This is a genomic window from Streptomyces sp. NPDC053513 (assembly GCF_044544765.1).
Lineage (GTDB): Bacteria > Actinomycetota > Actinomycetes > Streptomycetales > Streptomycetaceae > Streptomyces > Streptomyces litmocidini.
This window is the reverse complement of the sequence record NZ_JBITXP010000025.1, coordinates 65,893-92,316: the sequence shown is the minus strand read 5'-3', so window position 1 is coordinate 92,316 and position 26,424 is coordinate 65,893. Positions and strand designations below refer to the sequence as shown.

At 74.1% G+C, this 26,424-nt stretch carries 24 protein-coding genes and 8 tRNA genes; 13 read left to right on the top strand and 19 right to left on the bottom strand.

Going from position 1 to position 26,424, the window contains the following annotated elements:
- Positions 1-22: 22 nt before the first annotated feature.
- The gene (locus tag ACIGW4_RS31095; protein WP_359590805.1) at positions 23-586 is read right to left on the bottom strand and encodes an HIT domain-containing protein; all 564 of its coding nucleotides are present in this window, start codon (positions 584-586) and stop codon (positions 23-25) included.
- Positions 587-651: 65 nt separating this feature from the next.
- On the opposite strand from ACIGW4_RS31095, the gene ACIGW4_RS31090 reads away from it, so the two are divergent.
- The gene (locus ACIGW4_RS31090; protein ID WP_123450430.1) at positions 652-1,350 is read left to right on the top strand and encodes a potassium channel family protein; all 699 of its coding nucleotides are present in this window, start codon (positions 652-654) and stop codon (positions 1,348-1,350) included.
- A 12-nt stretch (positions 1,351-1,362) separates the two neighbouring features.
- Here ACIGW4_RS31090 and thrS read toward each other — a convergent pair whose 3' ends face one another.
- The 3 genes from thrS to ACIGW4_RS31075 form a co-directional block, all read right to left on the bottom strand.
- Positions 1,363-3,339, bottom strand: a complete 1,977-nt coding sequence (thrS, locus tag ACIGW4_RS31085) for a threonine--tRNA ligase (RefSeq protein WP_041128280.1) — start codon at positions 3,337-3,339, stop codon at positions 1,363-1,365.
- A 310-nt stretch (positions 3,340-3,649) separates the two neighbouring features.
- Positions 3,650-4,963, bottom strand: coding sequence for a hypothetical protein (locus tag ACIGW4_RS31080; protein ID WP_399584306.1), 1,314 nt, complete (start codon positions 4,961-4,963; stop codon positions 3,650-3,652).
- Positions 4,963-5,529: a DUF4365 domain-containing protein gene (locus ACIGW4_RS31075; protein WP_123450435.1), complete on the bottom strand. Its 567-nt coding sequence runs from the start codon at positions 5,527-5,529 to the stop codon at positions 4,963-4,965. The genes ACIGW4_RS31080 and ACIGW4_RS31075 overlap by 1 nt, the downstream gene beginning before the upstream one ends.
- Positions 5,530-5,650: 121 nt before the next feature.
- Between ACIGW4_RS31075 and ACIGW4_RS31070 the strand changes: the two genes are divergently transcribed.
- Positions 5,651-6,379, top strand: coding sequence for a 3'-5' exonuclease (locus tag ACIGW4_RS31070; RefSeq protein ID WP_185094488.1), 729 nt, complete (start codon positions 5,651-5,653; stop codon positions 6,377-6,379).
- A gap of 55 nt (positions 6,380-6,434) precedes the next feature.
- Here the strand turns inward: ACIGW4_RS31070 and ACIGW4_RS31065 are convergent.
- Together ACIGW4_RS31065 and ACIGW4_RS31060 are read right to left on the bottom strand one after the other, a co-directional pair.
- Positions 6,435-6,506 (bottom strand) — tRNA-Val (locus ACIGW4_RS31065).
- A gap of 39 nt (positions 6,507-6,545) precedes the next feature.
- Positions 6,546-6,992 (bottom strand): SRPBCC family protein, encoded by a 447-nt coding sequence (locus ACIGW4_RS31060; protein ID WP_123450437.1) that lies wholly within the window; start codon positions 6,990-6,992, stop codon positions 6,546-6,548.
- A gap of 83 nt (positions 6,993-7,075) precedes the next feature.
- On the opposite strand from ACIGW4_RS31060, the gene ACIGW4_RS31055 reads away from it, so the two are divergent.
- Complete coding sequence (locus ACIGW4_RS31055) at positions 7,076-9,787, top strand: SCO7613 C-terminal domain-containing membrane protein (RefSeq protein ID WP_399584302.1); 2,712 nt, start codon at positions 7,076-7,078, stop codon at positions 9,785-9,787.
- Between the two features lie 51 nt (positions 9,788-9,838).
- On the opposite strand, the gene ACIGW4_RS31050 is transcribed toward ACIGW4_RS31055, so the two are convergent.
- Positions 9,839-9,913 (bottom strand) — tRNA-Val (locus ACIGW4_RS31050).
- A gap of 54 nt (positions 9,914-9,967) precedes the next feature.
- Positions 9,968-10,390 carry a TIGR02611 family protein gene (locus tag ACIGW4_RS31045; protein WP_093877043.1) on the bottom strand — a complete coding sequence of 141 codons (423 nt, stop codon included), beginning with the start codon at positions 10,388-10,390 and terminating at the stop codon, positions 9,968-9,970.
- A gap of 189 nt (positions 10,391-10,579) precedes the next feature.
- Between ACIGW4_RS31045 and ACIGW4_RS31040 the strand changes: the two genes are divergently transcribed.
- Together ACIGW4_RS31040 and ACIGW4_RS31035 are read left to right on the top strand one after the other, a co-directional pair.
- Positions 10,580-10,993 (top strand): SsgA family sporulation/cell division regulator, encoded by a 414-nt coding sequence (locus ACIGW4_RS31040; protein WP_015032345.1) that lies wholly within the window; start codon positions 10,580-10,582, stop codon positions 10,991-10,993.
- A 191-nt stretch (positions 10,994-11,184) separates the two neighbouring features.
- Complete coding sequence (locus ACIGW4_RS31035) at positions 11,185-11,742, top strand: CGNR zinc finger domain-containing protein (RefSeq protein ID WP_123450441.1); 558 nt, start codon at positions 11,185-11,187, stop codon at positions 11,740-11,742.
- Between the two features lie 82 nt (positions 11,743-11,824).
- Here the strand turns inward: ACIGW4_RS31035 and ACIGW4_RS31030 are convergent, their stop codons facing one another.
- Together ACIGW4_RS31030 and ACIGW4_RS31025 are read right to left on the bottom strand one after the other, a co-directional pair.
- Positions 11,825-11,989, bottom strand: coding sequence for a hypothetical protein (locus ACIGW4_RS31030; RefSeq protein WP_177181792.1), 165 nt, complete (start codon positions 11,987-11,989; stop codon positions 11,825-11,827).
- 122 nt (positions 11,990-12,111) lie between these two features.
- Complete coding sequence (locus ACIGW4_RS31025) at positions 12,112-12,525, bottom strand: hypothetical protein (protein WP_123450443.1); 414 nt, start codon at positions 12,523-12,525, stop codon at positions 12,112-12,114.
- Positions 12,526-12,674: 149 nt separating this feature from the next.
- On the opposite strand from ACIGW4_RS31025, the gene ACIGW4_RS31020 reads away from it, so the two are divergent.
- Positions 12,675-13,190, top strand: coding sequence for a DsbA family protein (locus ACIGW4_RS31020; protein ID WP_398710746.1), 516 nt, complete (start codon positions 12,675-12,677; stop codon positions 13,188-13,190).
- A 6-nt stretch (positions 13,191-13,196) separates the two neighbouring features.
- Here ACIGW4_RS31020 and ACIGW4_RS31015 read toward each other — a convergent pair whose 3' ends face one another.
- The 3 genes from ACIGW4_RS31015 to ACIGW4_RS31005 are packed head-to-tail and all read right to left on the bottom strand — an operon-like array spanning position 13,197 to position 15,973.
- Positions 13,197-14,036: a GNAT family N-acetyltransferase gene (locus ACIGW4_RS31015; protein WP_398710745.1), complete on the bottom strand. Its 840-nt coding sequence runs from the start codon at positions 14,034-14,036 to the stop codon at positions 13,197-13,199.
- A 42-nt stretch (positions 14,037-14,078) separates the two neighbouring features.
- Positions 14,079-14,909, bottom strand: coding sequence for an aminotransferase class IV (locus ACIGW4_RS31010; protein ID WP_399584295.1), 831 nt, complete (start codon positions 14,907-14,909; stop codon positions 14,079-14,081).
- Positions 14,906-15,973 carry a chorismate-binding protein gene (locus ACIGW4_RS31005; protein ID WP_123450451.1) on the bottom strand — a complete coding sequence of 356 codons (1,068 nt, stop codon included), beginning with the start codon at positions 15,971-15,973 and terminating at the stop codon, positions 14,906-14,908. Before ACIGW4_RS31005 ends, ACIGW4_RS31010 begins: the two co-directional genes overlap by 4 nt.
- A gap of 267 nt (positions 15,974-16,240) precedes the next feature.
- On the opposite strand from ACIGW4_RS31005, the gene ACIGW4_RS31000 reads away from it, so the two are divergent.
- The 6 genes from ACIGW4_RS31000 (at position 16,241) to ACIGW4_RS30975 (ending at position 16,811) form a co-directional block, all read left to right on the top strand.
- A tRNA-Gly gene (locus tag ACIGW4_RS31000) sits at positions 16,241-16,313 on the top strand.
- 39 nt (positions 16,314-16,352) lie between these two features.
- Positions 16,353-16,426, top strand: a tRNA-Cys gene (locus tag ACIGW4_RS30995).
- Between the two features lies 1 nt (position 16,427).
- Positions 16,428-16,499 (top strand) — tRNA-Val (locus ACIGW4_RS30990).
- A 34-nt stretch (positions 16,500-16,533) separates the two neighbouring features.
- Positions 16,534-16,608: transfer RNA gene (locus ACIGW4_RS30985), tRNA-Val, on the top strand.
- A gap of 27 nt (positions 16,609-16,635) precedes the next feature.
- Positions 16,636-16,707 (top strand) — tRNA-Val (locus ACIGW4_RS30980).
- A gap of 29 nt (positions 16,708-16,736) precedes the next feature.
- Positions 16,737-16,811, top strand: a tRNA-Val gene (locus ACIGW4_RS30975).
- Between the two features lie 50 nt (positions 16,812-16,861).
- On the opposite strand, the gene ACIGW4_RS30970 is transcribed toward ACIGW4_RS30975, so the two are convergent.
- The 3 genes from ACIGW4_RS30970 to ACIGW4_RS30960 form a co-directional block, all read right to left on the bottom strand.
- Entirely contained in the window at positions 16,862-17,155 is a 294-nt protein-coding gene (locus ACIGW4_RS30970) for a zf-TFIIB domain-containing protein (protein WP_123450453.1), read from the bottom strand.
- Positions 17,156-17,222: 67 nt separating this feature from the next.
- Positions 17,223-18,194 (bottom strand): phosphotransferase family protein, encoded by a 972-nt coding sequence (locus ACIGW4_RS30965; protein ID WP_399584322.1) that lies wholly within the window; start codon positions 18,192-18,194, stop codon positions 17,223-17,225.
- A gap of 313 nt (positions 18,195-18,507) precedes the next feature.
- Entirely contained in the window at positions 18,508-18,672 is a 165-nt protein-coding gene (locus tag ACIGW4_RS30960) for a hypothetical protein (protein ID WP_030691991.1), read from the bottom strand.
- 502 nt (positions 18,673-19,174) lie between these two features.
- On the opposite strand from ACIGW4_RS30960, the gene ACIGW4_RS30955 reads away from it, so the two are divergent.
- Positions 19,175-20,353, top strand: coding sequence for a serine/threonine-protein kinase (locus ACIGW4_RS30955; protein WP_399584291.1), 1,179 nt, complete (start codon positions 19,175-19,177; stop codon positions 20,351-20,353).
- A gap of 4 nt (positions 20,354-20,357) precedes the next feature.
- Here the strand turns inward: ACIGW4_RS30955 and ACIGW4_RS30950 are convergent, their stop codons facing one another.
- The 3 genes from ACIGW4_RS30950 to cobT all read right to left on the bottom strand — a co-directional run bounded on the left by ACIGW4_RS30950 (position 20,358) and on the right by cobT (position 26,230).
- Entirely contained in the window at positions 20,358-21,176 is an 819-nt protein-coding gene (locus ACIGW4_RS30950) for an RNA methyltransferase (protein WP_359590813.1), read from the bottom strand.
- A gap of 64 nt (positions 21,177-21,240) precedes the next feature.
- The gene (gene cobA, locus ACIGW4_RS30945) at positions 21,241-22,473 is read right to left on the bottom strand and encodes a uroporphyrinogen-III C-methyltransferase (RefSeq protein WP_123450459.1); all 1,233 of its coding nucleotides are present in this window, start codon (positions 22,471-22,473) and stop codon (positions 21,241-21,243) included.
- Between the two features lie 304 nt (positions 22,474-22,777).
- Positions 22,778-26,230 (bottom strand): nicotinate-nucleotide--dimethylbenzimidazole phosphoribosyltransferase, encoded by a 3,453-nt coding sequence (gene cobT / locus ACIGW4_RS30940; RefSeq protein WP_399584289.1) that lies wholly within the window; start codon positions 26,228-26,230, stop codon positions 22,778-22,780.
- Between the last annotated feature and the right edge of the window lie 194 nt (positions 26,231-26,424).

Here is a 26,424-nt window from a genome sequence, read left to right as displayed (position 1 = left end):
GTCCTCCACCGCGCTCAGCGCCTCACAGGGTGGCCGGCCAGGCGTCGGCCAGCATCTTCCGGGTGTCGGCGAGCAGCTGGGGCAGCACCTTGGTGTGCCCGACGACCGGCATGAAGTTGGTGTCCCCGCCCCAGCGGGGCACCACGTGCTGGTGCAGGTGCGCGGCGATGCCCGCGCCGGCGACGGCGCCCTGGTTCATGCCGATGTTGAAGCCGTGCGCGCCGGACGCCGCCCGCAGCGCGACCATCGCCCGCTTGGTGAAGGCGGCGAGCTCGGCCGTCTCCGCCTCGTCGAGGTCGGTGTAGTCGGCGACGTGGCGGTACGGGACGACCATCAGGTGACCGCCGTTGTACGGGTAGAGGTTGAGCACCGCGTACACGCCCTGGCCGCGCGCGATCACCAGACCGTCCTCGTCCGACTTCGACGGAATCACACAGAACGGGCAACCGTCCTCGGACCCCGGCCCGGTCGGCTTGTTCTCGCCCTGGATGTACGCCATCCGGTGAGGCGTCCACAGGCGCTGGAACGCGTCCTGCGTCCCCACTCCGATCTGCTGTTCCGGCTCAGTCGTCATGCCGAGCAGCATATTGCGTCGTCCGTTCGGAACGTGTCGCCGGGGCGGAAGATCCATCCTGCGGCCATGCTGATCCGATGAGAGAAAGGCCGCTGATCCCGCCCGCGCAGGAACGCTGGGACGATCTGATGGAGACCCCGCTGACGGTGATGGCCCTGGTCTATCTCGCCGCCTACGCGCTGCGGATCCTCGGTCATGACCTGGCGGGGCCCCTGCGCGACCTGTGCCTCGTGCTGACGTACGCGGCGTGGGCGGTCTTCATCGCCGACTATGTCGTACGGGTCAGGCTGAGCGGTCTCGGCCTGTTCCGCTTCATGCGCCACCACTTCCTCGACACGGTGGTGGTGCTGCTGCCGCTGCTGCGCCCGCTCCGGGTGGTGAGCGTGTACGACCGGGTGCAGCGCCGCCGCGACAAGCCCCGGCTCACGCTCTACGCCCGGGTCATGGCGTACGCGGGAATGACGGCGGGGCTGCTGGGCTTCGCGGGGGCGCTGACCGTCTACCACTACGAGTACACCGCCCCGGGCGCGACGATCCGCACGTTCGGGGACGCGGTGTGGTGGGCGTGCGCGACCCTGGCGACGGTGGGCTACGGAGACGTGACCCCGGTGACGCCGATGGGCCGCCTGACGGCGGTGGGCATGATGGGGGTGGGGCTCGCCCTGCTCGGCGCGGTGACGGGTTCGTTCTCGTCCTGGCTGATCCAGGCGTTCACCCGGGAGGACGAGAAGGAGGACGGGAAGAGGCCCCCGGGGGATTCCCCGGGGGCCTCCTGAAGGATCGGGTCGTCAGACCTGGACGCGGTCCTCGACGATCTTGGCGAGCTTGGCGATCGCCTCGTCGACGGGGATGCCGTTCTCCTGCGAGCCGTCGCGGTAGCGGAAGGAGACGGCGCCGGCGGCCATGTCCTCGTCACCCGCGATGATCATGAACGGGACCTTCTGCTTCTGGGCGTTCCGGATCTTCTTCTGCATCCGGTCCGAGGAGGAGTCGACCTCCACCCGCAGGCCCTGCTTCTTCGCCTTGGCGGCGAACTCGTGCAGGTAGTCGACGTGGGCGTCGCCGATCGGGATGCCGGTCGCCTGCACCGGGGCCAGCCACGGCGGCATGGCGCCCGCGTAGTGCTCCAGGAGCACGGCGAAGAAGCGCTCGATCGAACCGAACAGCGCGCGGTGGATCATGACCGGGCGCTGCTTGGTGCCGTCCGGCGCGGTGTACTCCAGGTCGAAGCGCTCCGGCAGGTTGAAGTCGAGCTGGACGGTCGACATCTGCCAGGTGCGGCCGATGGCGTCCCGCGCCTGCACCGAGATCTTCGGGCCGTAGAAGGCGGCGCCGCCCGGGTCGGGGGTCAGCGGGAGGCCCTGCTTCTCGGCGACCTGCTGGAGGACCGCGGTGGCCTCCTCCCACACCTCGTCGGAGCCGACGAACTTCTCCGGGTCCTTGGTCGACAGCTCCAGGTAGAAGTCGTTCAGACCGTAGTCGCGGAGCAGGTTCAGGACGAAGGTGAGGGTCTTGTCGAGCTCCTCCGCCATCTGCTCGCGGGTGCAGTAGATGTGCGCGTCGTCCTGGGTGAAGCCACGGGCCCGGGTGAGGCCGTGGACGACGCCGGACTTCTCGTACCGGTACACGGTGCCGAACTCGAACAGGCGCAGCGGCAGCTCGCGGTAGGAGCGCCCGCGCGCGTCGAAGATCAGGTTGTGCATCGGGCAGTTCATGGGCTTGAGGTAGTAGTCCACGCCCTCGTCGAGCTGCATGGGGGGGTACATGCCCTCGGCGTACCAGTCCAGGTGGCCGGACTTCTCGAACAGCTTGCCCTTGGTGGCGTGCGGCGAGTAGACGAACTCGTAGCCCTCCTCCTCGTGGCGCTTGCGCGAGTAGTCCTCCATGACCCGGCGGATGATGCCGCCCTTGGGGTGGAAGACCGCGAGGCCGGAGCCGATCTCGTCCGGGATGGAGAAGAGGTCGAGCTCGTTGCCCAGCTTGCGGTGGTCGCGCTTCTCGGCCTCGGCCAGGAAGTCGAGGTGCGCCTTCAGCTCGTCCTTCGACGGCCAGGCGGTGCCGTAGATGCGCTGGAGCATCGGGTTCTTCTCGCTGCCGCGCCAGTAGGCGGCCGCGTTGCGCATCAGCTTGAACGCCGGGATGTTCCGGGTGGTCGGCAGGTGCGGACCGCGGCAGAGGTCCTTCCAGCACAGCTCGCCGGTCTTGGCGTCGAGGTTGTCGTAGATGGTCAGCTCGCCGCCGCCCACCTCGACGTTCGCGCCGTCGTCGGTCGACGCGGAGCCCTTGATGCCGATGAGCTCCAGCTTGTACGGCTCGTCCGCCAGCTCCTCGCGGGCGGCCTCGTCGGTCACCACGCGGCGGGCGAAGCGCTGGCCGCGCTTCTGGATCTCCTGCATCTTCTTCTCGATGACCTTGAGGTCCTCGGGGGTGAAGGGCTTCTCGACGTCGAAGTCGTAGTAGAAGCCGTCCCGGACCGGCGGGCCGATGCCCAGCTTGGCCTCGGGGAAGAGCTCCTGCACGGCCTGGGCCATGACGTGCGCGGTCGAGTGGCGCAGGATGTCGAGACCGTCCGGGGAGGAGATCTCGACGCCCTCGACGACATCGCCGTCGCGGAGCTCGTACGACAGGTCCTTCAGCTCGCCGCCCACGCGGGCGGCGATGACGGTGCGGTCGTCGGCGAACAGGGCGCCGGCGGTGGTGCCCGCGCTCACCGCCCTCTCCTCTGCCTCCGAGGCGGACTGGACGGTCACACGGACATCAGACACGGGTACTCCATACATAAGGGCGCAGGCAGACACGAGGTGCCGGCGCCGGCGACGCGCGGCAGAGACGAGGTGCCGCGTCGTCACCGATCTTACCGAGCGGCCCGCACCGCCCGCGAAACGGTTTCCCGTCCCCGACCCGCTCCCGCCGCTCCTCCGCCTCCGTCCCCGGCCCGCTCCCGCCGCTCCTCCGCCTCCGTGCCCGACCCGCTCCCGACGTTCCTCCCCGTCCGCCCCCGGCCCGCTCCCGCCGCTGCTCCCCGTCCGGCTCCGCACCCCTGCGAGCCGACCGCTCCCCGTCCGGCCGGGCTCCTCACTCCCCGTCCGGCTCGCACATCTCCTCGAAGAGGTCGAGGTGCTCGTGCAGGCCCTTCAGGAGCCGGTCCCGTTCCGTCTCGTCGACCTGGACGGGGACGACCCCGGTGGCGTCGGTGAGGCGGCGGAAGCCGCCACGGCTCTCCAGCCGGCCCGCGACCCGGATCGGGAGGCCGACGAGGTGGGCCTGCCCGGCCGTCCGGTACGCCTCCTCGTCGAGGGCGACCCGGACGTGCGGCACCTCCGCGCCGGCGAGCACCCGCAGCCGCACGATCCCCTCGCCGCGCGGCCCGGAGCGGCGCATGCGGACGACGACGCCGGTGAGCCGGACCGGCACGGACGGCTCGTCGGTCAGATAGCGGGCGCTCGCCTCCCGCAGGGCGGGCAGGTCGCCGGGCGAGAACTCGACCGGTTCGGGCCGGGCCGCGCACCCCTCGGGCGCGCCGGCGGCCGGCGCCCACTCCAGGGCGACGCGGGCGCCCTCGGTGCCCCGGACGAGCGCGACGAGGGCCTCGGTGAGCTCGCGGCTGACGCCCGCCTCGACGGCGGCGTCGAAGGCCTCCATGCCGCCGGTGGCCCGCTGGTAGTCGGTGGCCTCACGGGCCGCGTGGAGCGCGTGGTAGAGCCGGACGGCGATCGGGCGGCCCGGTTCGACCGGCAGGAAGGCGGTGAGGCCGCGGCCGCCGGGCGCCGCGCCGACGACGACGGTCTCCAGGGAGGCCCGGGCGGCCCGGCGGTGGCGGGCGCCGTGGTAGCCGGCCTGGCCGCGCACGGCGAGGGCGCCGGCGAGGAGGAGCTGGCGGGCGGCGGACCTGAGCTGCTCCTGCACGGTCCAGGGGACGGTGCCGGCCGGCCCCGGGGGGACGTCGCGCCACCAGCGGATCTCGTCGCTGGGCACGGAGAGGCCGGTGAGGACCTCGCGGGCGGAGGGCGTGGCGCTGTGGGCGAGGGCGGTGAGCGCCTCGCCGAGCAGGTCCTCGCAGTCCGGGAAGGCGCGGCTCTCCGGGACGAGGAGGCTGGTGCTGGTGCCGCTGCCGGGCGGGGTCCAGCGGCTGTAGCGGCCCGCGGCACCGCCGCGCCGCCGCCAGCCGTGCCGGGCGAGCAGCGCGCCGAGCACCCGCGGGTCGACCCTGCCGGGGTCGGGCGCGCCCTGGGTGTCGGCCCAGGGGCCGACGGGCGGGGCGGGGACGCCGGTCCAGGGTCCGGGGGTCTCGCCGGGTGCCGGATGGGGTCGGTAGGGCGGGGGGACGGGGCCGCGCCCGGCCCCGTCCCCCTCGTGCCCGAATCCGGGTTCGTCGATCGGTCGGTGCATCAAGGTCTCCCTCCCACGCCGACCCGGGTCATGATCTCGCAGAGCGCCCGGTCGTCGAAGATCCGCGTCGTCGGGATGCGCACGGTGGTCCGGCGCCGTCCCGTGACCGGGTGCCCGGCCAGGTTGATCCAGTAGCAGCAGTGCCGCAGGTCGAGCCGGTCGTGGCTCGCCCTCAGCCAGTCGTCCTGCGACCTCGGGACGAGCATCACGACCAGGATCTTGTGCACGGACACCGGTGTCCGGGCGAGTTTCACCAGGTGGTCGTTGTCGAGGGTGAACGAGAACGTGCTGCCCGGCGGGCGCGGCGGTATCTGGTAGGTGCACTTGAGCTGCACCTTGATGGTCACTTCGTCGTCGACGGTGTGCCCGGGAGCGCTGTGGCTCACGTGCCAGTCGATGCCGTTGTCCGGAAAGGGCTGGGACAGCGAGCAGCCGGCCGCGGCGGCGACGGCGTGCAGGTATCCCACCTGAAGGGTCTCCATGCAGGCGGTGGTGGCGAGTGAGCCGCGCGTCGGTACCGCCCGCTGGGGCGGCAGCCCTCCCGACTCGGGCTGGGCGAGCGCCATGTCGTCTTCCTTCCCCGTCCCTTGTGTTGTGACCGGTCCGCGTACGACGCAAACAGTCCGGGTATCACCGTTTCGGGGCAGGGGGTTGGCCATCTGCCGCACGTGTGCAGGGAGTTCGGGGATGTCGATGCACTGGTACGAAGGGCCCCTGGCGGCTTTCGACACGGAGACCACGGGAATCGACGTCGAGGAGGACCGGATCGTCTCGGCCGCCCTCGTCGTCCAGGACACGGAGGGGGCGCGTCCGCGGGTGACGCGCTGGCTGGTGAACCCGGGCATACCGGTGCCGGAAGGGGCGACGGCCGTCCACGGCCTGACGGACGATCACCTCCAGCGGAACGGCCGGTGGCCGGCCCCGGTGATGGAGGAGCTGGCGCGCGCGCTGGCCGAGCAGTCGGCGGCGGGGCGGCCGCTGGTGGTGATGAACGCGCCGTTCGATCTGACGATCCTGGACCGCGAACTGCGCCGGCACCGGGCGTCGACGCTGGGCGACTACACGGCGGCCAACCCCCTGTGCGTGCTCGATCCGCGGGTCCTGGACAAGCACCTGGACCGCTACCGGAAGGGCCGCAGGACGCTGACGGACCTGTGCGCGCACTACGAGGTCGAGCTGTCGGGCGCGCACGACGCCGCGGCGGACGCGACGGCGGCGATGGACGTCGTACGGGCGGTGGCGCGGCGCTTCTCGTCCCGTCTGGAACGGCTGACGCCGGCGGAGCTCCACACGCTCCAGGCGGTGTGGCACGCGGCGCAGGCGCGGGGGCTCCAGGCCTGGTTCACCCGGCAGGGCACGCCGGAGACGGTGGACCCGGCGTGGCCGCTGCGGCCGGAGCTGCGCACGGCGGCGTGACGGGGCCGGAAATGCGGAAGGCCGGTCCGCCTTTCGACGGACCGGCCTCTCCCGGTGGGCGATACTGGGATCGAACCAGTGACCCCTTCGGTGTGAACGAAGTGCTCTCCCGCTGAGCTAATCGCCCGGGAACGGGTTGAACCATACAGGCCCGCGCGCCCTTCGTTCAAACCGCGCCGAGCAGGGCGGCGAGTCCGCGCCGTCCCCCGCGCATCATCAGGGCGTGGTTGGCGCGGAAGACCGGCCGCCCCGGGACGGCGAGGGCCCGCAGGAGACGGGTGCGTACCTCCACCTCCTGCTCGTACAGGGCGCGGGTGCCGGCCCCGTCCGCCGTGAGGGTCCAGCGGGCCCATCCCTCCAGGTCCCCGCCGAGGCCGATCTCCAGGACGCCGGCGTCCGGGTCGCGGCGCAGGGCCCGGACGGTGACGACGAGGTCGTACGGGAGGAGGGAGCGGAAGCGGGCGGTGCCGGCGGTGTCGTCGAGGGGGGCGACCTCACGGACCTGGGGCCACCAGCGGGGGTAGTCCTCGGCGCGTTCGAGGACCGTGTAGACGGCGTCGGGCGGGGCGGCGAGCCGCCAGACGCAGCGGAAGCGGTACCGGCACCAGTCCATGCCCCCAGTGTGGGCGTACTCAGGCGGGAATCTGAGTACCGGGACGCATTCCGGCCGGCTGTGGCCGGAGCCACACTCCGGGTATGGACAACTCCCTGCCGCCCGCGGACGAGCTGGTGCTCGTCGACCGCGAGCTGGCGCAACTCGACGCGCGCCGGTCCCAGTTGCTGGCCCGCCGCGCCTGGCTGATCCAGGTGCTGTACCCGCCGGTCGCGGCGGCGGCCCCGCTCCGCCCGCGACCGCCGGTCGCGGACTCGACGCCCCGGAGCGCGCAGAACGTGCTGCTGATGCTCGGCGGCACGCTGCTGACGATCGCCGCGGTCGCCTTCACCCTGGTGAGCTGGGGCTCGATGGGGATCGGCGGCCGCGCGACGGTGCTGGCCGTGGTGACGGGCGCGGCGCTCGCGGCGCCGGTGGCGCTGCTGCGCAGGGGCCTGGCGTCGACGGCCGAGTCGGTGGCCGCGCTGGGGCTCGTCCTGACGGTGCTCGACGCGTACGCGCTGCACCGGGTGGCACTGGCCGAGACGGACGGCCCGGGGTACGCGGCGGTGGCGTCGGCGGTCCTCGCGGGCGTGTGGGCGGCGTACGGCTCGGCGCTGTCCCGGCTGCGGACCCCGCTGCCGGCCGCGGTGGTCGCGGCGCAGCTGCCGCTTCCGCTGGGTGTGCTCGCGGCCGGGGGCGGGGCGACGGCCTTCGCGTGGGCGGCGCTCCTGACGGCGACGGCGGACGCGGCGGTCGTGCTGTGGACCCGGCCGGTGTCCGTCCGGATCACGGCGGGCGCGGCCGCGACCGCGCTGGGCGGCTGGGCCCTGCTGACGGGCGGCTGGCTCTCCCTCGTCACCCCGTGGAGCGGCGCGCCGCTCCTCCTGGCGGGCGCGGCGGTGACCCTGTACGCGGCCTGGCGCGTCCCCGCCTTCGCGGCGGCGGCCTCGGCGGTCGCGGGTCTGGCGGTCCTGGCGGCCGCGGGTGGCCTCCTGCGGGCGGCCCTCCCACCGGACTGGACGGTACCGGGCTACGTCCTCTGCGCCCTGGCCCTGACCTCGACGTGGCGCCTGGGCGGTGCGCAGCCGGTCCGGCCGGAGCCCGCCCCGGCGGGCACGGCCCTCGGTCCGGTGGCCCCCGCCGGGGAGGCCGGTCCGGCCGACGTGCGGCCCGGCGCGGTCGGTGCCGGCTCGGGATCGGCGGGCGCGCGGTCCGTCCCGGCGGCTCCCGTCGGCGCGGGCGGCTTCGGAGCGCGTGTGCCGCGTGGGATACGGACCGGCCTGGCCGGCGCGGGTGCCGGTGTCGTGGCGCTCGGGGTCGTGTGGGCGCTGCCGCCGGTGGTGGCGGGGCTCCTCGGGCCGGTGGCCCGGACGACCGGGGTCTGGTCGGGCGAGCACGCCGCGCGTCCCCTGGCCTCCTTTCCGGCGACCGCCCTCCTCGTCCTCGCGGCGGCCGTGGCCGCCCTCGCGGCCCTCCCCCGCCTCTGGGCCCGGTGCGGGGCCCTCGCCCTCGCCTGGGCGCTGCTCACGGCCCTGCCGGTCTCCCTCGGCCTGCCGTACGCGGCGACGCTCGCCCTCCAGCTGCTGACCTCGGCGGCGGCCCTGTGGCTCGCGGTCCGTCCCGGCCCGCTGAGCCGCGGCCTGCGCCCGGCCACTGCTCCGGCCGGACGCGCCCACGCGCCGGGTACGGACGCGCGGGACCCGCACGCCGCTCCCCGGGAAGCCGCCGGCCCGGCCGTGTCCGGGGCCTCCGCGCCGACGACCGCCGGCCCGCCGGTCCCCGGGGCCGGGACCTCCTGGCCCGCCTGGGCGCCCTCCCGGCCCCGGGCGCAGGCTCCGGCCGTGGAGCCGGCGGCCGTGCTCGGGTGGACGGCGTACGTCGTCGGGCTCGCGTCCGCCGGGAGCGCGGTGGCGCTCGCCCTGGACGTGCGGGGCGCCACCTTCGCCGCGCTCGGCGTGGTCCTCGCGCTCCTCACGGGCGTCGCGGTGCTCGGCACGGACGCCCGCCGGGTGGTCTCCGCCGTCGGCGCGGTGCTCGCGGCGACGGGGCTGGTGTTCGCGGTGGCGGCCGCCGGCGGGTTCGAGGACCGGTGGACGGCTCTCGCGCTGCTGCTCGTCCCGGCGGCGACCGCCGCCCTCGGCTCCGGGGCGCCCCGCCCGGTGGCCCTGGCGGTCGAGGTCGCGGGCGGGTCCGTGGGGCTGCTCGCCCTCGGGATCGCCGCGTCCCGGCCCGCGTTCCTCGCGCTCACGCTGGCCCTCGGCGGGGTGATCGCGGCGGCCACGGCCGTACGGCCCGAGCGGCGGCGGTTCGCCTCGTGGACGGCGGCGGTGCTGTTCCTGCTGGCCACGTGGGTGCGGCTGGCGGTCTGGGACGTGACGGCCCCGGAGGCGTACACGCTGCCGGTGTCGGTTCCCGCGCTGGTCGTGGGGTACCTGCGGCGGCGCCGGGACCCGGAGGCCTCGTCCTGGACGGCGTACGGCCCCGGTCTGGCGGTGACGCTGCTGCCGAGCCTGCCGGCGGCCTGGGTGGACCCGGAGTGGGCGCGCCCGCTGGCCCTGGGGGTCGCGGCGCTCGGGGTGACGCTCCTCGGCGCCCGTTTCCGGCTCCAGGCGCTCCTGGTGCTGGGCGGCGCGGTGCTCGCCCTGGACGGACTGCACGAGCTGGCGCCGTACGTGGTGCAGGTGGTGGGCGCGCTGCCGCGCTGGCTGCCGCCGGCCCTGGCGGGGCTGCTGCTGCTCGCGGTGGGTGCCACGTACGAGCAGCGGCTGCGGGACGCCCGGAGACTGCGGGAGCGGCTCGGACGGATGCGGTGAGACGCCGAAGGCCCGGAGACGGTGTGTCCGTCTCCGGGCCTTCGGGCCGGGTGGTGGGCGATACTGGGATCGAACCAGTGACCCCTTCGGTGTGAACGAAGTGCTCTCCCGCTGAGCTAATCGCCCCGGCGCACCGCAAACATTACCGCATGTCAGCGGTGTTTCCGAACCATCGGAAGGTCACTCGTCGATCTTCCACGGCATGACGAAGCCGAACTTCCAGAGGTAGACGCCCAGCAGGGCGGCGACGATCACCAGACCGATGGTGGTGAGGATGATGTTCCGGCGGCGGACCTTGGGGTCGAGGGCGCGCTGTGCGGCCTCCGTGACCTTGCGCTTGGTCCAGCGGAGCACGAGCTGGGCCCAGACGAACTCGGTCGCCCAGATCGCCATGCCGCCGAAGATGACCAGCCAGCCGGGTCCCGGGAGCGGCAGCATCACCACTCCGGCGCCGACCACGGCGAGCCCCACGACGAAGACGCCGACCTGCCAGCTCAGGTGCAGGCCTCGCCGGGACTTGATGAACTCCGGCGCGCGGGATCCCAGTTCGGCTTCCTGGCCGTCCGCGGACTCCCCGGCGCGCTCGTCACTCTCCGCATTCATGCCCCCAACCTACCGGACCGGGGGGCCGCACCGGAATGGAGGTATTACCGCAGGTCACACACCCCCATACGAGCTACCTGAACACGCACAAAAACGACAGAGGGGTTTACAACGCCACCGGAGGTGGCATGTCGATTTCGCCGACGTGCGAATCCCCGAGCGCACACTGAGCGAAAGGCCCTGGCGCTTATGAACACCACGGTCAGCTGCGAGCTGCACCTGCGCCTCGTTGTGTCGAGCGAGTCCTCACTGCCTGTACCCGCGGGCCTGCGGTATGACACGGCCGATCCGTATGCCGTGCACGCCACCTTCCACACCGGAGCCGAGGAGACGGTCGAGTGGGTCTTCGCCCGCGACCTTCTCGCCGAGGGGCTGCACCGGCCCACCGGCACGGGCGACGTCCGCGTCTGGCCGTCCCGCAGCCACGGTCAGGGAGTCGTCTGCATCGCGTTGAGCTCCCCCGAGGGAGAAGCCCTGCTCGAGGCCCCGGCGAGGGCCCTGGAGTCGTTCCTGAAGAGGACCGACGCCGCCGTGCCACCGGGCACCGAGCACCGGCACTTCGACCTGGATACGGAGCTCTCCCACATCCTGGCCGACAGCTGAGCCAGGCCGAGAGCCGCACGGCGCCGTCCGACTCGGGGAGACGGCGCCGCGCGGACAGTCACATAGGCACGAGATCCGGCGCTCCCACCGCGCAGCCGGCGCGGTGGTGGGCGCCGGTGTCGTTTTCCGGGGCGCGCTAAAGTCAGCGCCATTCCGCAGGCGCCCGCCCGCGGCCGGCCAGGGAGCGAATCGTGCTGATCCCCCACGACACCCGGATCGCCCTCGACACCGTCGTCGATCTGATGAACACCGCGCCCCAGGGCGACCGCGCCGACGAGCTCGCGGGCGTCCCGGCGCTCCACGACTTCCTGCGCGCGCACAAGGTCAGCGGCGTGGGCGAGCTCGGCCCCGACGACCTGCGCGCCGTGCGCGAGGTGCGCGAGAAGTTCGCGGCGGTCTTCTCCGCCCCCGAGGCCCGGATCGCGGCTCCCCTGATCAACCAGCTGGTGGCGGGCGCGGGCACCACTCCCCAGCTCACCGACCACGACGGCTACGACTGGCACGTGCACTACTTCGCGCCGGGCGCCTCGGTGGCGGACCACCTGGCGGCCGACTGCGGCATGGCCCTGGCGTTCATCGTCGTGGCGGGCGAGCAGGAGCGGCTGCGGCGCTGCGAGGCGCCGGACTGCGGCCGGGCCTTCGTGGACCTCTCGCGCAACCGCTCGCGCCGGTACTGCGACAGCCGCACCTGCGGCAACCGTCTGCACGTGGCCGCGTACCGGGCGCGCCGCAAGGAGGCCGCGGGCTGAGCCCCGCCGGGGGGAGCCCAGCCCGGGAGGGAGCCCAGCCCGGGAGGGAGCTCCGCCCGGGAGGGTCGGAAAGGCCGGAGGGTCAGAGCACGAAGAGGTCGTGCACGGCGGCCATCAGCAGCAGACAGCCGATCACCCCGAGGAAGATCATCAGCGGGGGCTGGGAGAGCGCGAACAGGCAGCCGCGCGGCTCTTCGGCAGGGGCGTCGGTGGCGGCGGGCACGGGCTCCCGCGAGGTATCCAGCATCTCGGGGGGATGATGACGCACCCCGCACCCGGCGAATCCCGCAACACGCCCCACCGCGGGGGCCGTTCACCCCTTCCCGTGGTTCACGGAAAGGGGACGGACAGCGGAACCGCCAGAAGTGATCAGATTCCGTGCTTCTTCAGAATCGCCTCGATGTCGCTGAAGTCCTCACCGGCGGACTGGCCGGCCCGCGGCTTCGCCGCCGCGCCGCGGGAGGGCGCCGACGCGGCCGGGGCCACGGCTCTCGGCTCGGCTCCCCCGGCGGGCACCTCGCGGCCGGCCCGGCGGCGCTCCACGGCCCGGGTGGACATGAACAGCAGCCAGGCGACGCCCAGCACGCCGAAGCCGGCCCAGGCCACCGGGCTGAAGGCCGTGTCGGCGATCCACTCGACCGCGCCCGTCATCACCAGACCGAGCGGCACCAGGGCGTAGGCCGCGATCCGTGCGGCGGACAGGAATCGCTTCCGGTACGCCGAGATCGCGGCGATGCCCAGGCCCGCCGCGGACACCGCGGAACAGATGGTCTCGGCGAGCATGCGGTCCTCCAGGTGCCGGACGATACGTCTCCTCCATCGTGCACCGCGGGGACGGCCCGGGGCCATGTCCCGGCCCCGGTCTCAGGGAGATCTCCGGGTCGTCCCGGCCGGGATCTCCTCCCCGGGTCCCGGTGAGGGAGACTGCTGCCATGAACGACTCCACCACCGCACCCGCCTCCCCCGTCGTCCTGGAGGCGTGGTTCGACCTCCAGTGCCCCGACTGCTTCCAGGCCCTCGACGACGTCCGCGCGCTCCGCGAGAAGTACGGCGACCGGCTCGACGTACAGCTGCGCCACTTCCCGCTGGCCAAGCACAAGCACGCGTACGCCGCCGCCCAGGCCGCCGAGGAGGCCGCGGAGCAGGGCAAGGGCTGGCCGTACGCGGAGGCGCTGCTCGCCAGGACCGCCGAGCTCGGCGAGCGGGGCGAGCCGGTCCTCCTGGAGGTGGCGGCCGGGCTCGGCCTGGACGCCGAGGAGTTCGACACCGCGCTGATCGACGGCCGGCACCTGCTGACCGTGGACGCCGACGAGGCCGAGGGCAAGGCGATCAAGGTCACCGGCACCCCCACCTACGTCATCGGCGGCGAGCGCCTGGACGGCGGCAAGAGCCAGGAGGGCCTGCGGGAGCGGATCGAGACGATCGCCGACCGGCTTCTGGGAGCGTAGCGCGGCTCAGACCAGCGGCTTCGCGTTGTTGTGGAGGGTCGTGCGGTAGCCGAGCGACTCGTAGAGCCGGATCGCCGGGGTGTTGCCCGCGAACACGTGCAGTTCGATCAGGCGCTCCCCGGCCTCCAGGGCGATGTGCTCGGCGAGCAGCATGAGGGCCCGGCCGTACCCCTTTCCGCGCTGCCCCTCGACGACCTCGATCTCGAAGACGAAGCCCGTCCCCTTCCCGGGCTCGCGCTCCAGCCGGCCGACCCACAGGTAGCCGACGACCTGCCCGTCGCGCACGGCGACGGACACGGTGACGCCCGGGGTCGCGAGGCCCTGTGGGAGGAAGCGGCGGCGGCCGTCCTCGGCCTTGGCGAGCGCCTGCTCCTCCGGGACGCCCCGGTCGATCCAGCTCTGCGCGAAGGCGGCCGTGGACTTCCTCGACCACTCCTCGAACTCCGCCTCGGTCACCGGCCGGTGCGCGAAGCCCTCCGGCAGCGGCGGCGGCTCGGCCGGCAGCTCCTTGACCATGTTCCGGCTGCGCTCGGTGTACCCGAGGGAGCGGGCCATCCGCAGGGCCGCCTCGGCGTCGGCGGGCACGGAGATCTGCACCTCGCCGCAGCCCCAGCTCCGCAGGACCTCCTCCGCGGCGAGCGCCGCCACCGTGCCCCGGCCACGGCCCCGGTCGGGCTCGTCGACCCGGAGGCGGTCGATCAGGCCCGAGGCGGTGCCGAAGGCCCGGTCGGTGGCGACGCGGACGGACCCGACCCGGCGGCTGTTCACGCAGATGTCGTAGCTGCGGGAACGGCCGCCGTCGGCGGACTGCTGAAGCGGCTCGGTCGGCCGCAGGGTGGTGGTCATCACGGGTGTTCTACCCATCCTCCCGGCACCCGTCATCCGGATTTACCCGAGCCGCGGATCCCGGTTCCCGGCCGCCCGCTCGTCGAAGATCCGCATCGCCTTGGCCGTGACGGGGCCGGGCGCGGCCGCGAGTTCGCGGCCGTCGACCCGGTGCACGGCCTGGACGTCGCGCAGGGTCGAGGTCAGGAAGATCTCGTCGGCGCTCTCCAGCACCTCCAGCGGCAGATCGGCCTCCTCGGCGCCGGTCCACTCCACGGCGAGCGCGCGGGTGATGCCCGCGAGGCAGCCGGAGGAGACGGGCGGGGTGAGGATCCGGCCGTCGACCACGACGAAGACGTTGGAGCCGGTGCCCTCGCAGAGCCGCCCCGCCGTGTTGGCGAAGAGCGCCTCGGAGGCCCCCTGCTCGCGCGCCCTGGCGAGGGCGACGACGTTCTCGGCGTACGAGGTGGTCTTGAGACCGGTGAGGGCCCCGCGCTCGTTGCGCGTCCAGGGGACGGTGATCACGGCGGTGGAGTCGGGGCGGCGGCCGGTCTCGCCGAGGGCGACGACCAGGCTCGTCCCGGCGTCGCCGCGCTCCGAGCCGAGCGGGGAGAGCCCGCCGGTGTACGTGATGCGGAGCCGGCCGAGCTCCATCGGGTTGGCCTCCAGGACGGCCGCGCAGGCGCGCCGGACCTCGTCGAGGTCGGGGTCGGGCAGGCCGAGGCCGCGGGCGGAGCGGGTGAGCCGCTCCAGGTGGAGCGTGAGAGCAAACGTTTCGCCGCGCTCCGCCTTGACCGTCTCGAAGATGCCGTCGCCGACGGTCAGTCCGTGGTCCAGTACGGAGACCCGGGCGGTCTCCGCGTCGTGCAGCCCGCCGTTGACCCAGAGTTTCATCGAGAGATGGCCTTTCCGCTCGCCTCAGAGGCGCCTGCCTCGTAGGCGCCCGACGCTATCGCGACCAGCCGGGCCGCCTTCAGCTCGGTCTCCTCCCACTCGCGCTCCGGATCGGAACCCCAGGTGATCCCGGCGCCCGTGCCGAAGCGGAGCACGCCCTCGGGGCGGTCGATCCAGAAGGTGCGTATGCCCACGGCCAGCTGGGCGGTGTCCGCGTCGGCGTCGACCCAGCCGATGCCCCCGCAGTACGGCCCCCGGGGCGCGGTCTCCAGCGCCTCGATGATCCGCAGCGCGCTGGACTTGGGCGCGCCGGTGACGGAGCCGGGCGGGAAGGTGGCGGCGAGCAGCTCGGGCCAGCCGGCGTCCTCGCGCAGCAGTCCGGTGACCGTGGACACGAGGTGGACGAGGCCGGGGTGCTCCTCGACGGCGCAGAGCTCGGGGACCGCGACGGTGCCGGTCTCGCTGACGCGACCCAGGTCGTTGCGGACCAGGTCGACGATCATCACGTTCTCCGCGTGGTCCTTGGGCAGGAGGTCGTCGGCGGTGCGGCCGGTCCCCTTGATGGGCCCCGAGGAGATCAGGGCCCCTTCCCTGCGCAGGTACAGCTCGGGGGAGGCGGTGGCGATCTCCACGCCGTGGGCGGGCAGCCGGATCGTTCCGGCGTAGGGGGCGGGGTTGCCCCGGGCCAGGAGCGCGGTGAGGGCGTCGACGTCGGCCCCCGCCGGATCCGGCAGGGGCGCGGTCAGCACCCGGCAGAGGTTCGCCTGGTAGACCTCGCCGCGCGCGATGTGCTCGCGCACGCGCCGTACGCCCGCGGTGTACGCGGCGCGGTCGAGCGAGGACGTCCAGTCACCGGCGGCGGGTCCGCGCCAGGCGCCCGGGACGGGCAGGGGAACCGGGTCGGGCCGGACGTCTCCGAAGCGCGCGCAGGTGAGGCGCCCTTCGAAGTCCGCGCAGACGGCCCAGAAGCCCGCGGAGTCCAGTGCCTCGGGATCATGGGTGACGTCCCGGAGGTCGGTCGCGACGAGGCCGCCGAAGCGGGCCAGGGGAGCAAGGTCGTGCACGCATCGAGTCTAGGTCCGGCGGGGCGGGGGCACGGGGGCGTGTGCGGAGGCGCGCGGGGCGGGGGACGGAAGACGTGACCGGGGGAGGCTCCCCGCCACCTCGGGGACACGGCGGGTGAACGGCGTGCGAACCCTCCGTGAGGCCCCGCGGGGCACGGGGAAGGGCCCGCAGGTCAGCACGCTGCGGAAACGCGTTTTTGTACTGGCCCAGGAATCCGCTAGAGTTCAACACGTCGCCGGGACGCGCAAGCGGAACGGAAACGACAAGCGGACGTGGCTCAGTTGGTAGAGCATCACCTTGCCAAGGTGAGGGTCGCGAGTTCGAATCTCGTCGTCCGCTCGATGTGGGGGATCTTCCCGAACCCCCGTATTCACTCCTGGTGGAGTGGCCGAGAGGCGAGGCAACGGCCTGCAAAGCCGTCTACACGGGTTCAAATCCCGTCTCCACCTCCAAGGACGATTAGCTCAGCGGGAGAGCGCTTCCCTGACACGGAAGAGGTCACTGGTTCAATCCCAGTATCGTCCACTGGACCTTCGGGTCCTGGGTCTTCGGATCCCCCGCGCGATTAGCTCAGCGGGAGAGCGCTTCCCTGACACGGAAGAGGTCACTGGTTCAATCCCAGTATCGCGCACCACAGTTCACGCGCCCTTCGGGTGCGCCCGCGCGATTAGCTCAGCGGGAGAGCGCTTCCCTGACACGGAAGAGGTCACTGGTTCAATCCCAGTATCGCGCACGCAGTACCGGCACCCCTCGGGTGTACCCGCGCGATTAGCTCAGCGGGAGAGCGCTTCCCTGACACGGAAGAGGTCACTGGTTCAATCCCAGTATCGCGCACCAGCAGGAAGCCCCCGGCCGCAGCTCGCGGCCGGGGGCTTCTTCGCGTCCGGTCAGGAGGAGAAGAGCATCCGTCCGAAGCCGCCCTTGCGGTAGTGGCCGCCGTGGTGACCACCGTGGTGGCCGCCGTGGTGCGGGGCGCCCCAGGCGGGCGCGGCGGGCGCACCCTGCGCCGGGTACGCCGGCGGGGCGGGCGGGGCCTGCTGGACCCACTGGGACTCCAGGCGGGTCAGGGCCTCCAGCTCGCCGTAGTCCAGGAAAATGCCCCGGCAACCGCTGCACTGCTCGATCTGGACGCCGTTGCGGTTGTACGTGTGCATGGCCGCATGGCACTTGGGACACTGCATGCTCGGCTCAACTCCCTGACATTGCCGTTCGAATGGTGGCTTCACCTTACGTGGACGCCGAAAGGGCCTACCCGGTTCGATGTCCGGCGATGCGGGCACAGGTGTCGATCATCACTTCCTCGACCTCGTCGAGGGGCCGGCGCTCGGCCGTGGACTTGGCCAGGGCCAGCGCGGCGGTCTGGACCGTCAGCGCCCGGGCGGGCACGTCGAGTCGGCCCCAGGGCTCCGCCTCCACTGCGGGACCGCCCGCCTCCTGGTACGCGCCGAGGAAACGCGTCCAGACCTCGGGCGGCAGGAGACCGGCGGCGAACCAGGCGGCGGGCCTGGCCAGATCCCACGCCGGGTCGCCCAGGCCGAGGTCGTCGATGTCGATGAGCCGCCAGGGCGCGGCGCCGGCCGTGCCCCCCTCGGTCCCGGAGCGGGTGTCGCGGACCAGCTGGCCGAGGTGGAAGTCGCCGTGGCACAGGAGCCGGTGCGTACCGGCGCCGTCGGGAACCGTCCGCCAGGCGCCCAGGACCGTGGCCGCCGCCGGATGGTCCGGGGCCGTGCGGCGCATCCGCTCCACGGCGAGCGCCACCTTCTCCGGGGCCCGCATGTCCGGGAGCCGGACGGCCCAGCCCGGCGGGGGCGGGGTGCGGTGCAGCAGGGCGAGGAGCCGCGCCGCCTCCTCCCACGGCGCGGCGTCGGGGTCCCCCGGGTCGACGGGCGGACCGTACGGCCAGACCGTGACCGGGCGGCCGTCCAGCTCCTCGGGGCCCGTCCGCGGCGGCGGCAGGGGTGGCAGGAAGACGCCGCCGACGTCCTGGTGCGCGGCCAGCGCGAGCCGTACGCGATGGGCCTCCGGGTCGGTGCCGGGCGCGTGCGCCTTCGCGACCAGCCCCCCGTGCCGTACGACGGTCCCGTCGTCCCGGTCCGCCAGCGCCCCGACGAGGCCGCCCGCACAACGGCAGGGCTCGCCGGAGGGGTGGGCGGCCGTGTGCGCGAGGGCGGCCAGGCCGTGGAGCGTGCCTCGGTCGGCGGGCGCGGAGGGCGGGGGTATCGGGGGCGGGGGCGACGTCGGGGGTGTCGGGGGTGCTGGGGCCACCCCCGGAGCGTACGGGGTGGCTGTTCGTGCGGGTGGCCGGTCCTGCGGCTGCTGCTCGCGTTCGGGGCGGTCGTGTCGGCTGGTGCCCGTGCCGGTGGCCCGCCGTGCCGGCTGCCGCTCGGTGGGCGGCCGGTCCTCGGGAACGCGCGAGGGCCGGTCAGCTCCCCAGCTGACCGGCCCCACGCTGCCGTCCGCCGCACCCCCGTCCCCACGGGGCTGATGGCCGGATGTCCCGACCCGGGCCGCTCTCCCGGGTCCGGGGCGCCGCTCAGCGCCCCAGCATCACGCCCACGGACGACGCCTGTGTGACCACCGCTTCCCAGCCGCCGAAGACGACCACGAGCAGGGCCGCGAGAGGGAGGACCATGGCCGTGGCCACCAGGGGGTGACGGCGGCCGGAGGGCCGGGTGGTCCGCGGTGCCGTGTACGCCATGGTTCCTCTCCTGTCGTGTCTGGTGCGGCGGGTGCGTGACCTCGGGGGACGAGTGCTGCACCCGCCGCATGACCTCAACACTAGGGAGCGGGAAGCGCCGGGACGTCATGCCCGCGTACCGACTTCCGGGCCTCCCGAAGGATGACGCCCGCCCCTGCGGCGTACTCCCCTGGGTGGAGACGGCGGCCCGGAACCCGGGGTCTTCCCGGAAGGGACGGGGTGCGAGTGACTTCGATCACTTCCCGGACGCCGGAGGTGCCCCCCGGTGCCCGGGCCCCGTCCGGCGGTCCCGGGAAGCGCCCGCCGGGATGTCCGGCCGCACTCGCGTCCGCACGTCAAGTGGGTTTTCCGGCAGGGGGGTTGGGGCCCGCCGCTGTTACCGCCGGTCCCCCGGTCTCCCCCTCAGCACTGACAATCGATCCCGGTGCGAGGGCGCGGCCTATGAGCGCGTACGGGCGCCACTACGTAAGCTGTGCCACGTCGAACGGACGAGGGGACGGACATGGCGATGATGCGGCTCCGGCGCGAGGACCCGCGGATCGTCGGGTCGTTCCGGCTCCACCGCAGGCTGGGGGCCGGCGGGATGGGCGTCGTGTACCTGGGGTCCGACCGGCGCGGCCAGCGGGTGGCGCTGAAGGTGATCCGGCCCGACCTCGCCGAGGACCAGGAGTTCCGCTCGCGGTTCGCCCGTGAGGTGTCGGCGGCCCGGCGGATCCGCGGCGGCTGCACCGCCCGGCTCGTCGCCGCCGACCTGGAGGCCGACCGCCCCTGGTTCGCCACCCAGTACGTGCCCGGCCCCTCCCTGCACGACCGGGTCGCCGAGGAGGGTCCGCTGCGGGCCGCCGACGTCGCCTCCATCGGGGCGGCGCTCTCGGAGGGCCTCGTCGCCGTCCACGAGGCCGGGGTCGTCCACCGCGACCTCAAGCCCTCGAACATCCTCCTGTCGCCCAAGGGGCCCCGGATCATCGACTTCGGGATCGCCTGGGCCACCGGAGCCAGCACCCTGACCCATGTGGGCACGGCCGTCGGATCCCCCGGATTCCTCGCGCCCGAGCAGGTGCGCGGCGCGGCCGTCACCCCCGCCACCGACGTCTTCTCGCTCGGTGCCACCCTGGCGTACGCGGCGATGGCCGACTCCCCCTTCGGGCACGGCAGTTCCGAGGTCATGCTCTACCGCGTCGTGCACGAGGAGCCCCAGCTGCACGGGGTGCCGGACGCACTGGCGCCGCTCATCAGGGCCTGTCTCGCGAAGGACCCCGAGGACCGTCCCAGCACCCTCCAGCTGTCGATGCGCCTCAAGGAGATCGCGGCCCGCGAGGCCCAGGGGCTGCCCGTCTCCCGGCCGCCGGTGCAGCGGGAGCGCGCCGAGGAGCGGAACACCGTCCGGCCCACCGAGCGGTACACCGATCGGGACGTGCCCGGCCGTGGTCCCGAGCGGGAGCGGGGCGCCGACCGGGGGCAGCGTGCGACCGGGGCCTCGTCGCGGCCCTCGGCCGGGCCCCGGACCGGTGGCTCCCGGGGGCCTCAGTCCCGCCCCGGGACCCGGCCCGGCGCCCGCTCCACCTCGACCGGCCGCCGGCCCGCCAACCCCCGGCTGCTGCGGCAGCGGCTCTTCGTCTTCGTGGTCGTAACCCTCGTCGTGGCCCTCGGCATCGCCGCCGCGCAGGCCCTTCAGAGCTGAGGCCTCAGGCCTCCGGGCGGCCCGTCGCCACCGCGTAGAACGCGACGGCCGCCGCCGCGCCCACGTTGAGCGAGTCGACGCCGTGGGCCATCGGGATGCGGACCCATTCGTCGGCGGCGCGCAGGGCCTGCGTGGACAGGCCGTCGCCCTCCGCCCCGAGCATCAGCGCCACCCGGTCCAGGCGGTGCGGGGCGGCCTCGTCGATCGAGGTCGCCTTCTCCGCCGGGGTCAGGGCGAGGAGTTTGAAGCCCGCCTCCCGTACCGTCTCCAGGCCTCGGGGCCACGACTCCAGGCGGGCGTACGGCACCGAGAAGACCGCGCCCATCGAGACCTTCACCGAGCGTCGGTACAGCGGGTCCGCGCAGTCCGGGGACAGCAGGACCGCGTCCATGCCCAGGGCGGCGGCGCTGCGGAAGATGGCGCCGATGTTGGTGTGGTCGTTGACCGACTCCATGACCACCACCCGGCGGGCGCCCGCGAGCAGCTCCGCGGCCTCCGGGAGCGGCTTGCGCTGCATGGAGGCGAGGGCGCCGCGGTGCACGTGGTAGCCGGTGACGCGTTCCGCGAGGTCCGGCTGGATCGCGTACACCGGGGCGGGGACCTCGTCGATGACGTCGCGCATGACGTCGACCCACTTGGCCGAGAGCAGCATCGACCGCATCTCGTAGCCGGCCTGCTTCGCGCGACGGATGACCTTCTCGCCCTCCGCGATGAACAGGCCCTCGGCCGGCTCGCGCCTGCGGCGCAGCTCGACGTCGGTCAGACCGGTGTAGTCGCGCAGGCGCGGGTCGTCGGGGTCGTCGATCGTGATGAGTTCGGCCACGAGGTGATACTGCCTTGTCCGGGGTGTGGTGCCAATGTGTGCGACGGGGTTCCGTTACCCCGGGTTACTTCGTGAGCTTGTCCGGCCCCTCGGCGACCACCGGACCGATGACGATGACGGCCGGGGGACGCACCTCCTCCGCCTTGACGACGTCGGCGACGGTGGCGAGGGTGGCGTCCACGCGGCGCTGGGTCGCGGTGGTGCCTTCCTGGACCAGGGCCAGGGGGGTCTCCGGGGACTTGCCGTGGGCGATCAGCGCCTCGGCGATCTTGCCGATCTTGTCGACGCCCATGAGGACGACCAGCGTGCCCGTCAGCTTCGCCAGGGACGCCCAGTCCACCAGCGAACGCGGGTCGTCGGGGGCCACGTGGCCGCTGACCACCGTGAACTCGTGGGCCACCCCGCGGTGCGTCACCGGGATGCCGGCCGCTCCCGGGACCGAGATCGAGCTGGAGATGCCCGGCACCACCGTGCAGGCGATGCCCTCGGCCGCCAGGGCCTGCGCCTCCTCCATGCCCCGGCCGAAGACGAAGGGGTCCCCGCCCTTGAGGCGGACCACCGACTTGCCCTGCTTGGCGTGCTCGATGAGCGCGTTGTTGATGGCCTCCTGGGCCATGAAGCGGCCGTACGGGATCTTCGCCGCGTCGATCACCTCGACGTGCGGCGGCAGCTCGTCCAGGAGGTCGCGGGGGCCGAGGCGGTCCGCGATCACCACGTCCGCCTCCGCGAGGAGCCTGCGGCCCCGGACGGTGATGAGGTCCGGGTCGCCGGGACCGCCGCCCACCAGGGCGACGAAGGGGGTGCGGTCGCGGTGCGCGGGTGCGGCGAGGGACCCGTCGCGGAGGCCCTCGACGATCGCGTCCCGTACGGCGGCGGAGCGGCGGGGGTCGTGGCCCGTGAGCACGGCCACCGTGACGCCCGCGTCACGGCCGGTCGCCGGGGTCCACGCGGTGGCCGCCTCGGCGTCGTCCGCCCGTACGCACCAGGTCCTGGTCCGCTCGGCCTCGGCGGAGGCAGCGGCGTTCGCCTTCTCGTCCGTGGTCGCCACCAGGGCGTACCAGGCGTCGGCGAGGTCGCCTTCTTCGTACCGGCGCTTGATCCAGGTGATCTCGCCCGTCTCCGCCATCGCGTCCACGGACGGGGTCGCGGAGGGGGAGATCAGGGTGATCTCCGCGCCCGCGGCGATCAGGGCCGGGAGGCGGCGCTGGGCGACCTGGCCTCCGCCGAGGACGACGACGCGGCGGCCGGCGAGGCGCAGGCCGACGGGGTAGGCGGGGTGCTCGGCGTTCTCTGCCATGGGTGAGCGGCTCCTCGGAGGGTGTGCGGTGCGGGCGAGGGTGCCGCTGCTGCGGTGGAGCGGCTCTGCACGATCACGATAGCGGTGACCTGGGGGTTGCCGGGTGTGACGGATGTCCCCCGGCCGGTTGGCGCGTGCGTGGGGGACGCTCCGGAACCGGGTTCGGGACCGCATGACTCACGGCGCCTGCGGGCCCACCAGAGGGTGGGCCTCCCACAGGCGCCCCACATCACGCTTCACGTCCCGAACCCGGCCCCTGCGCGTCCCCCACTCCCGCGGGTGGGTGGGGGACGCGTCCGTGGTGCTACTTCTCGGTGACTCCCGCCGAGTCGAACGTGGCCACCTCGTGCATCGCGCGTGCTGCGCTCTGGACCAGGGGGAGGGCCAGGAGCGCGCCCGTGCCTTCGCCGAGGCGGAGGTCGAGGTCGACCAGCGGGCGCAGGCCCAGCTTGTTCAGGGCCGCCACGTGGCCCGGCTCGGCGCTGCGGTGGCCCGCGATGCACGCCGCGAGGGACTCGGGGGCGATGGCGCGGGCGACGAGGGCCGCCGCGCCCGTGGAGACGCCGTCCAGGATGACCGGGGTACGGAGCGAGGCCGCGCCCAGGACCAGGCCCACGAGGGCCGCGTGCTCCAGGCCGCCGACCGCCGCCAGGACGCCGATCGGGTCCGCCGGGTCCGGCTTGTGCAGGTCGAGGGCGCGCCGGACCACGTCCACCTTGCGGGCGTGCGTCTCGTCGTTGATGCCCGTGCCCCGGCCCGTGACCTCGGCCGCGTCCACCCCGGTGTAGACCGAGATCAGTGCCGCGGACGCCGTGGTGTTCGCGATGCCCATCTCGCCCGTGAGCAGGGCCTTGTTGCCGGCCGACACGAGGTCGCGGGCCGTTTCGATGCCCACCTCGATCGCCGCCAGGACCTCCTCGCGGGTCATGGCCGGGCCCGTGGTGAAGTCGCCCGTGCCCGGGCGGACCTTGCGGGGCAGGAGGCCCGGGGTGGCGGGGAGGTCCGCCGCCACGCCCACGTCGATGACGCAGACCTCGGCGCCCACCTGGTTCGCGAAGGCGTTGCAGACCGCTCCCCCGCCGAGGAAGTTGGCCACCATCTGGCCCGTGACCTCCTGCGGCCACGGGGTGACGCCCTGGGCGTGGACCCCGTGGTCGCCGGCGAAGATCGCCACGGCGGCCGGCTCCGGGATCGGGGGCGGGCAGACGCGGGAGAGACCCGAGAGCTGCGCGGAGATGATCTCCAGCATGCCCAGCGCCCCGGCGGGCTTGGTCATGCGCTTCTGCCGCTCCCACGCCTCGCCGAGCGCCTTGGCGTCCAGCGGGCGGATGTTCGCGACGGTCTCCTGGAGCAGGTCGTGCGGCTCCTCGCCGGGCAGCGCGCGGCGGCCGTACGTCTCCTCGTGGACGACCCAGGCCAGCGGGCGGCGCTTGGACCAGCCCGCCTGCATCAGCTCGGGCTCCTCGGGGAACTCGTCGACGTAGCCCACGCAGAGGTACGCGACCACTTCGAGGTGCTCGGGGAGGCCGAGCGCACGGACCATCTCGCGCTCGTCGAAGAAGCTGACCCAGCCGACGCCGAGGCCCTCGGCACGGGCCGCCAGCCAGAGGTTCTCCACGGCGAGCGCCGAGGAGTACGGGGCCATCTGCGGCTGCGTGTAGCGGCCCAGCGTGTGGCGGCCTCCCCGGGTGGGGTCGGCGGTCACCACGATGTTCACCGGGGTGTCGAGGATGGCCTCGATCTTCAGTTCCTTGAACTGCTTCGCCCGCGCCTTCGGCAGCGACTTGGCGTAGGCCTCGCGCTGACGCTGGGCCAGCTCGTGCATCGTCTGCCGGGTCTCGGCGGAGCGGATGACGACGAAGTCCCAGGGCTGCGAGTGGCCGACGCTGGGCGCTGTGTGCGCCGCTTCGAGGACCCGGAGGAGCACCTCGTGCGGGATCGGGTCGCTGCGGAAGCCGTTGCGGATGTCGCGGCGCTCGCGCATCACGCGGAGGACGGCCTCCCGCTCGGCGTCGTCGTAGGCCGGGGCCGGGGAGTCGGGGCGCGGTTCAGGTTCCGTCGCCGGTTCCTCCCCTGCCTGTTCCGCCTGCGCCTGCTCCTCCTGGGCCTGTTCCGCCTGCGCCTGCTCTTCCGCCGTCTGCTCTTCGGTCGCGGGCGTGTGCTCTTCCGTCGCGGGCGTGGAGTCGTCCTCCGCCTGCGGCGATGCCGGGGCGGGTTCGGCCGGGGCTTCGTGGGTGGCCTCTGCCTGAGGGACGGCCTCTGCCCCGGGGGCGGCCTCTGCCGCGGCCGGTGCGGCCTGAGCCTCCAGCGGGGCCTCGGGGGCGGTCTCGGCCGCGGCCGGGGCGTCCTCCGCCGTCGCCTCCACCGGCTCTTCGGCGAGGGCCGGGGCCGGGGGCTCCGCCACCGGCTCGACGGCGGCGGGCTGCTCGACGGCGGGCTGCTCCGCGACCGGCTCCACCGTGGTTTCCACGACCTCGGGGGCGGCCTCCACCAGGGCCTCGGCGGGCGCGACCTCGGGGGCCTGGACAGGCTCCTCGGGGGCGGCCTGCTGGGCCTGCGCGGGCTCCTCCACAGGCTGCGGGGCCTCGGGGGCGACCTCCGCGGGGGCCTCGGCCACCGGTTCGACGGCCTGGGGCTCGGTCTCCTGCACCGCCTGTACGGGCGCTTCCGCCACCGGCTCGCCCTCGCGGGGCGCGGGCACGGTCGCCTGGGCCTCCACGACGGGCTCGACCACGTCCGCCGGGGCCTCCGCCACCGGCTCCACGGGCGTCTCCGCCACCGGCTCGGCCGGAAGCTGCGGCTCCTCTGCCGGGGCCTGCTCCGCGACCGGTGCCGGCTCGGCGGCCTGGGGCGCCTCGGCGGGGACCGGGGCCAGGTGCGGGGTCGTCGGGACGGAGCCCTCGACCTGGACGAACTGGGCCGCCTGCGGGACGACCGTTTCTGCGGGTGCATGCGGCGCGGCCGGCTCCTGCGGCTGCGCGACCCACGGCTCGGCGCCCTGCGGGGCGAGCTGCTGGTCCTGCGCGATCTCGAAGTACTCGGGGCCGGTGGTCGGCGGGCCCGGGTTCCGCACCGGCATCGGGGCGGGGGCCGTGGCCACGACCGGCTCGGGAGCCGGAGCGGGCTGCGGGGCCGGAGCGGGCGCGGTGGCCGGGCCCCGGTCGGCGAGGGAGAGGACGACGCCGCTGGTGGCGTCGGGCACCGGCGGGCCCATGTGCAGCGGGCGGCGGGCCGGCGGCGGGGTCGGGGCCGCGGCCGGCGGGGGCATGCGGACGCCGCCGAGGTCGACGGAGCCGGAGTCGCGGCCGGCCGCCTCGTGGGCGCCGGTGTCGAGGATGCCGGGCTCGTAGCCGTGCTCGGTGGGCACGGGGACGCCGTGCGCCGGGGTGCCGAGCGGCACGCCCTGCGGCGGGGTCTGGCCCTGCGGGGCGGTCAGCACGTCGGCGAGCGCGACCCCGTCGGGGAGCGGGCCCGTGAGCGGGTCCGGCAGCGGGTCGGTGAGCGGGTCGCCCATCGGGGCCTGCGCCTCCGGGACGGCCGGGGCCGGGACGGCGACCGGCGGCGCGGGCACGACGCCCGGCGGGTGCTCGCTCCAGGCGCCCTGGGCGCCCGGCATCAGGAGGATGTCGTCGTCCTCGGTGGGGTGGCCGGAGGGGTCCAGGAAGGTGTAGGCGTCCGGAGCGGGGATGCCCGGCTGCTCGACCATGCCTGCGTTCTCCGGCAGCCCCTCGCCCGGGACCTGGCCGGTGTCCGTCATGCGTACCCCTCGCCCATCGCTTGTGCTCCTTCAGACCTGCGCCCGTCGACAAGAACGAGCGCGCGCGCCGCGCGGCACGAAACACGCGCGGACACCCACACATTGTCGCGGCCTTCGGCCATCGTGGCAGGGAGATCTGCCACGGTGCGCTGTGGACTGCGCCACGTCGCGCGGTCCCCCCGTTGTCAAGTACC

Excerpts from the sequence above, each read along its gene's own strand:
- ACIGW4_RS31095 (WP_359590805.1), bottom strand. The coding sequence starts at position 586 with ATGCTGCTCGGCATGACGACTGAGCCGGAACAGCAGATCGGAGTGGGG.
- ACIGW4_RS31090 (WP_123450430.1), top strand. The coding sequence starts at position 652 with ATGAGAGAAAGGCCGCTGATCCCGCCCGCGCAGGAACGCTGGGACGAT.
- ACIGW4_RS31080 (WP_399584306.1), bottom strand. The coding sequence starts at position 4,963 with ATGCACCGACCGATCGACGAACCCGGATTCGGGCACGAGGGGGACGGG.
- ACIGW4_RS31075 (WP_123450435.1), bottom strand. The coding sequence starts at position 5,529 with ATGGCGCTCGCCCAGCCCGAGTCGGGAGGGCTGCCGCCCCAGCGGGCG.
- ACIGW4_RS31070 (WP_185094488.1), top strand. The coding sequence starts at position 5,651 with ATGTCGATGCACTGGTACGAAGGGCCCCTGGCGGCTTTCGACACGGAG.
- ACIGW4_RS31060 (WP_123450437.1), bottom strand. The coding sequence starts at position 6,992 with ATGGACTGGTGCCGGTACCGCTTCCGCTGCGTCTGGCGGCTCGCCGCC.
- ACIGW4_RS31055 (WP_399584302.1), top strand. The coding sequence starts at position 7,076 with ATGGACAACTCCCTGCCGCCCGCGGACGAGCTGGTGCTCGTCGACCGC.
- ACIGW4_RS31045 (WP_093877043.1), bottom strand. The coding sequence starts at position 10,390 with ATGAATGCGGAGAGTGACGAGCGCGCCGGGGAGTCCGCGGACGGCCAG.
- ACIGW4_RS31040 (WP_015032345.1), top strand. The coding sequence starts at position 10,580 with ATGAACACCACGGTCAGCTGCGAGCTGCACCTGCGCCTCGTTGTGTCG.
- ACIGW4_RS31030 (WP_177181792.1), bottom strand. The coding sequence starts at position 11,989 with ATGCTGGATACCTCGCGGGAGCCCGTGCCCGCCGCCACCGACGCCCCT.
- ACIGW4_RS31025 (WP_123450443.1), bottom strand. The coding sequence starts at position 12,525 with ATGCTCGCCGAGACCATCTGTTCCGCGGTGTCCGCGGCGGGCCTGGGC.
- ACIGW4_RS31020 (WP_398710746.1), top strand. The coding sequence starts at position 12,675 with ATGAACGACTCCACCACCGCACCCGCCTCCCCCGTCGTCCTGGAGGCG.
- ACIGW4_RS31015 (WP_398710745.1), bottom strand. The coding sequence starts at position 14,036 with ATGACCACCACCCTGCGGCCGACCGAGCCGCTTCAGCAGTCCGCCGAC.
- ACIGW4_RS31010 (WP_399584295.1), bottom strand. The coding sequence starts at position 14,909 with ATGAAACTCTGGGTCAACGGCGGGCTGCACGACGCGGAGACCGCCCGG.
- ACIGW4_RS30970 (WP_123450453.1), bottom strand. The coding sequence starts at position 17,155 with ATGCAGTGTCCCAAGTGCCATGCGGCCATGCACACGTACAACCGCAAC.
- ACIGW4_RS30960 (WP_030691991.1), bottom strand. The coding sequence starts at position 18,672 with ATGGCGTACACGGCACCGCGGACCACCCGGCCCTCCGGCCGCCGTCAC.
- ACIGW4_RS30955 (WP_399584291.1), top strand. The coding sequence starts at position 19,175 with ATGGCGATGATGCGGCTCCGGCGCGAGGACCCGCGGATCGTCGGGTCG.
- cobA (WP_123450459.1), bottom strand. The coding sequence starts at position 22,473 with ATGGCAGAGAACGCCGAGCACCCCGCCTACCCCGTCGGCCTGCGCCTC.
- cobT (WP_399584289.1), bottom strand. The coding sequence starts at position 26,230 with ATGACGGACACCGGCCAGGTCCCGGGCGAGGGGCTGCCGGAGAACGCA.